Annotated in this window: 2 protein-coding genes and 1 pseudogene; all 3 read right to left on the reverse strand. The window is 73.6% G+C overall.

Features of this window, described 5'->3' with window-relative positions; translation table 11 throughout:
• Positions 1-150, reverse strand: a pseudogene (locus B7767_RS48445) (rRNA methyltransferase); the annotation flags it as partial.
• Positions 151-374: 224 nt separating this feature from the next.
• The gene (locus B7767_RS29125; RefSeq protein ID WP_085574766.1) at positions 375-1535 is read right to left on the reverse strand and encodes a serine hydrolase; all 1161 of its coding nucleotides are present in this window, start codon (positions 1533-1535) and stop codon (positions 375-377) included.
• Positions 1505-2767, reverse strand: a complete 1263-nt coding sequence (locus B7767_RS29130) for a multidrug effflux MFS transporter (protein WP_085574767.1) — start codon at positions 2765-2767, stop codon at positions 1505-1507. The genes B7767_RS29125 and B7767_RS29130 overlap by 31 nt, the downstream gene beginning before the upstream one ends.
• Positions 2768-2782 lie beyond the last annotated feature (15 nt).

A 2782-nucleotide genomic window follows, 5' to 3' on the forward strand; every position in this document is an offset into this window, starting at 1 on the left:
GATCGGCGCCTCGGTCGGGGTCGCGCCCCGGTAGTTGGCGATCAGCCGCTCGACGGCCTGCGCGGCCTGCCGCGCCGGAATCCCGTCGAGCAGCCCGGCGAGGGCGGTACGGAGGGTGTCGGCGGTGGGCAGGGGAGCGGGGGCGTTCACCCGGTGATTCTACGAGGACGAGAAGGGGACGGAGCACCGCTCGCCTGCGGAAGCACCGCTCACACCGGGAGCACTGCTCACTTGTTGAAGCACCGCTCACGCCGGAAGCACCGCTCACATCGAGAGCATCGCTCACATCAAGAGCATCGCTCACATCAAGAGCAGCGCTCACATCAAGAGCACTGCCCACCACCGAGAGCAGCGCCCACCACCGAGAGCGGCGCTCACATCCCCCGTACCGCCCGCGCCACCCGCGTCCCCGCCTGTGCCCTCGGTCCGCTGTCCGGTGACACCGGACGCCGGGGGTGGACCGTGTTCGCCAGGAGGATCACGTACGTGTCCGTGACACGGTCGAGGACCAGGGACGTGCCCGTGAAACCCGTGTGGCCCGCGGCCCCCCGCCCCGCCAGTTCCCCCATGAACCACGGCTGGTCCAGGGCGAAGCCCAGGCCGGGCGGGGTGAACAGCAGGTCCACGTAGTCGGGGCCGAGGATGCGTGCGGGACCGTACGAACCGCCCGCCAGCAGCGTGCGGCAGAAGACCGCCAGGTCCCCGGCCGTGGAGAACAGCCCCGCGTGGCCCGCCACCCCGCCCAGCGCCCACGCGTTCTCGTCGTGCACCTCGCCCCGCAGCATCCCCCGGTCCGCCTTGGCCCACGGCCGCCGCTGGTCCTCCGTCGCCGCCGCGGACGGGCACGGCCCGAAGCCGGTCGCCGTCATGCCCAGCGGCCGGGTGATGCCGTCCCGCACGAGGACGTCGAGCGTCCGGCCGGTGATGCGTTCCAGGACGTGCTGGAGCAGCAGCATGTTCAGATCGGAGTAGCAGTACGTGCCGGGCGCCCCGACGGGCCGCTCCGCGCGCAGCAGCGCCAGCCGTTCCGCGTCGTCGGCGCAGTCGTACAGCGGGAGTTCGGGGCGCAGCCCGGAGGTGTGGGTGAGCAGCTGGCGGACGGTGGTCCCGTGGCGCGCCGCCCCGGTGAAGTCCGGCAGGTACGCGCCCACGCGCGCGTCGATGCCCAGCGTGCGCCGTTCGATCTGCTGCACCGCCGCCACCGAGGTGAACAGCTTGGTCAGGGACGCCAGGTCGAAGGGGGTGTCCACGGTCATCGGGACGCGTTCGGCCGGCGGCAGTTCGACCGGGGTGTCCGTCTCCTCGTCGTACGCCGCGTAGCGCACGGCCCAGCCCGCCGCCTCCCGGACGGCGAGCACCGGGCCGCGCCCGACGACCACGACGGCGCCCGCCGCCCAGGGCCGCTCGCCACGGGTCCGGGCGTGGACCTCCCGGACCAGGCGGCGGAGTTCCGGTGCGTCGAGCCCGGCCCGTTCCGGTGTGCCGTGGCGCAGTCTGGGCGCGCTCAGATGCCCCCGCCCTTCGCACCGGCCCATCCGTTGCGCGGACGGCACATTCCCAGGAAGCAGGCCAGTGCCACGAGGGCGGCGGCTAGCTGGACGACGGCCATCGGGACGGCGGTGTCCTCCCCGGCGACCCCGACCAGAGGGGAGGCGATCGCGCCGATGAGGAAGGACGTCGTACCGAGCAGCGCCGACGCGGAGCCGGCGGCGTGCCTGGTGCGCATCAGGGCGAGCGTCTGCGTGTTCGGCAGGGTGATGCCCATCGCGGACATCAGCACGAACAGCGCGGCGGCCACCGGCACCAGCCCGACCTCGCCGAACGTGCCCAGCGACATCAGCAGCAGCGCGACCGCCGCGACGACCACGACGACCAGCCCGAGACCGGTCACCTTGTCCAGCCGGACCCGGCCGACCAGCACCTTGCCGTTGATCTGCCCCATGATCACCAGCCCGATCGAGTTGAGCCCGAACAGCAGGCTGAACGTCTGCGGGGAGGCGCCGTAGATCTCCTGGATGACGAACGGGGAGGCGGCGACGTACGCGAAGAGGGACGCGAAGGCGAAGCCGCCGGTGAGCGTGTAGCCGGTGAACGCGCGGTCGGTGAGCAGCCGGCGCATCGAGCCGAACGTCTCGCCGACGCCTCCGCCGTGCCGGTCGGCGGGGGCCAGCGTCTCCGGCAGCTTCGCCCAGACGACGGCCGTCAGCAGCGCCCCGACGACGGTCAGCACGACGAACACGCCCCGCCAGTCCGTCATCCGCAGGATCTGCCCGCCGATGAGCGGCGCCACGATCGGCGCGACCCCGGAGATCAGCATGAGGGTCGAGAAGAAGCGGGCCATGGCCACGCCGTCGTACAGGTCGCGGGCCACCGCCCGCGCGATGACGATCCCGGCCGCGCCCGCGAGGCCCTGCGCCAGCCGGAAGGCGACGAGGAGCTCGAGGGTCGGCGCGAAGGCGCACAGCGCGGTGGCGACGACGTAGACCGCGAGGCCGACGAGCAGCGGCCGGCGGCGGCCCCAGCGGTCGCTCATCGGGCCGACCACCAGCTGCCCGAGCGCCATGCCGGCCAGGCAGGCGGTGAGCGTGAGCTGGACGGTGGCGGCGGACGCGTGCAGGGACCGGGTGACCTCCGGCAGGGCGGGGAGGTACATGTCCATCGCCAGGGGTGGCGTGGCGGTCAGGCCGCCGAGTACGAGCGTGACCAGCAGGCTGGTGCGGCGGCCGGCGGCCGTGGTCGCGCGCAGCGCCGCCTCCGCCGCCGTCAGGTCCGGGCCGGCGGC

Source organism: Streptomyces sp. 13-12-16 (assembly GCF_002114215.1).
In the GTDB taxonomy this organism is placed as follows: Bacteria; Actinomycetota; Actinomycetes; order Streptomycetales; family Streptomycetaceae; genus Streptomyces.